The 2,615-nt window shown below is 29.2% G+C and carries 3 protein-coding genes; all 3 read left to right on the top strand.

What is annotated here, in order from left to right; all coding sequences use genetic code 11:
- Nucleotides 1-592 (top strand): methyltransferase domain-containing protein (locus tag KA894_RS14185; RefSeq protein WP_210134025.1); only part of this gene is annotated, 592 nt, incomplete at its 5' end.
- A gap of 183 nt (nucleotides 593-775) precedes the next feature.
- Complete coding sequence (locus KA894_RS14190; RefSeq protein ID WP_210134026.1) at nucleotides 776-1,780, top strand: protein rep; 1,005 nt, start codon at nucleotides 776-778, stop codon at nucleotides 1,778-1,780.
- 605 nt (nucleotides 1,781-2,385) lie between these two features.
- The coding region (locus KA894_RS14195) for a putative RNA methyltransferase (protein WP_348634106.1) at nucleotides 2,386-2,615 on the top strand (230 nt) is incomplete at its 3' end.

Consider the following 2,615-nt stretch of genomic DNA (forward strand, 5'->3'; position numbering starts at 1 on the left):
ATATGAGATTAAAACTAAAAATAATGTGATAGATGTTGGTACTGGTGAGGGTTATATTTTAAATGAAATTAGTAAAACATTTCTTGGTGAAAATGAATTCTTAGGTATAGACATTGCAAAAGAAGGTGTAAAAAAAGCAGCAAAATCATATAAAAATATAAATTGGTTGGTTGCTGATCTAGCTGATATACCAGTTATGAATGGGAATGTAGACTTTTTAATTAATGTGCTTAGCCCTTCTAATTATGATGAGTTTAAAAGAGTTCTAGATAAAGAGGGGAAATTGATAAAAATAATTCCTAATAGTGATTATTTAAAAGAAATAAGGAATATAGTCTTTAGTAATCATAAAAATAAGGATTATGATAATTCTGAGGTTATAGATTTATTTGAAGCTAATTTTAATAAAATTGAAATGATAGACATTAGTTATAAGGTTAAATTAAATAAAGAAGAATTGAATAAATTACTTGATATGACGCCTTTAACGTGGAATTTAAGTGACGTAGAAAAAGAAGGAATAATTAAGAAAAACTTAAGTGAAATTACGATGAGTTTTAAGGTTTTGGTTGGTGGTTTTAAAACGAGTTGAAAACGAGTTTCTTCTTGTCTTGATACTATATAGAAATAACTCAAAGATATAAAAAGTCATTTGAATGTTGATATAACAGTATTTTTGGTTGTTTTTGTGCGTGAAAGGAAAATTTGACATAAAAAAGCTCCAGTAATAAGATTAAAGCATCTACTCATTAATCAATACTGGAGGGCTTTTTATATGCAAGACAATCATACAAAATATATAGACGAAAATCAAGATAATAAAACATTAAAAGATATGACGAAAAGTGGGAAACAACGCCCATGGAGAGAAAAGAAAATAGATAATGTAAGTTATGCAGATATACTGGAAATCTTAAAAATTAAAAAGGCTTTTAACGTAAAACAATGTGGTAACGTCTTAGAGTTCAAGCCAACTGATGAAGGTTATTTGAAATTACATAAGACATGGTTTTGTAAGTCAAAATTATGTCCAGTTTGTAATTGGAGGCGTGCTATGAAAAATAGTTATCAAGCTCAAAGAGTGATTGAAGAAGTTGTTAAAGAAAAGCCAACTGCTCGGTGGTTATTTCTTACTTTGTCGACAAAAAATGCAATAGATGGTGACCACTTGGAACAAAGTTTAAAGCATATGTCTAAGGCTTTTAATAAATTAAAGATGTATACAAAAGTTAAAAAGAATTTGGTAGGTTTTTTACGTTCAACTGAAGTAACAGTTAATAAAATTGACGGTAGTTACAACCAACATATGCATGTTTTGTTATGTGTTGAAAACGCGTATTTTAGAAAAAAGGAAAACTATATTACGCAGACGGAATGGGTCGATTTATGGCAAAAAGCATTACAAGTAAATTATCGACCCGTAGCAAATATTAAAGCGATCAAACCAAATCAAAAAGGTGATAAAGATATCCAAGCAGCAATTAAAGAGACCTCGAAATATTCGGTTAAATCATCAGAATATTTAACTGGGGACAGTGAAAAAGATTCTGAAATCGTGAATGATTTAGAAAAAGGTTTATATCGAAAACGTATGTTGAGTTATGGTGGTTTGCTAAAACAAAAACATAAAATTTTAAATTTAGACGATGCCGAAGATGGTAATTTGATTAATACAAGTGACGAAGATAAAACAACAGACGAAGAAGAAAAAGCACATTCAATTACGGCAATTTGGAATTTTGAAAAACAAAATTATTACTTAAAAGATTTGAAACGTTAGCTTAAAAGCTAGCGTTTTTTTATGCTTTTTTGCCCCTGCGGGAACTATAGCGTTCAACCGGCATGGTTGACCAGTTTACATGCACAAAAATAATTTTGTGCGTAAATGGGCAGTGTCTAAAAAATTCAACACTGGTTTTGCTCAAATTTTTGTTTTTGAAAATAGCATATATTTATTTGGCTCATATTTGCGTTTTAAGAGCTTATATAAGTTTTTAGGTATAAAACTATATGAATTACCCCTAAATCTTTAAAATGACCCCTTAAAATTCAAAATAAAGCCATTTAAAATTCAACAAAACAAAAAAGCCACCATTTAAAATTTTGGCGACTTACAAAATGCATTAGCAATTCTCAATATAGTTGACCGACTATTTGATTTCTTAAATTAATTATAACAAGAACACGCATTTATGCCGAGAAAATTTATTGATGTTGAGAAGAACCCTTAACTAAACTTGCAGACGAATGTCGGCATAGCGTGAGCTATTAAGCCGACCATTCGACAAGTTTTGGGATTGTTAAGGGTTCCGAGGCTCAACGTCAATAAAGCAATTGGAATAAAGCAACTTTGTTATTTATAATTATTTGATTGGAGGTGTGAATATGTTTTTTAAGTGTTCTATATGTGATGAAAAATTAAAGAGAGGTTATAAAACTTTAGCATGTGAGAATAACCATACTTTTGATATTGCAAAAGAGGGTTATTCGAATTTAATTTCAGGGCATAAAAAAAGTAAATACGATAAAAAATTGTTTATTGCTAGAAGAGAATTGAATGATAGTAGCAATTTGTATTCGATATTAATTTCAAAAATCATAGAAATTATTAAAAA

This window comes from Staphylococcus sp. GDY8P131P (genome assembly GCF_017891975.1).
GTDB lineage: Bacteria > Bacillota > Bacilli > Staphylococcales > Staphylococcaceae > Staphylococcus > Staphylococcus nepalensis.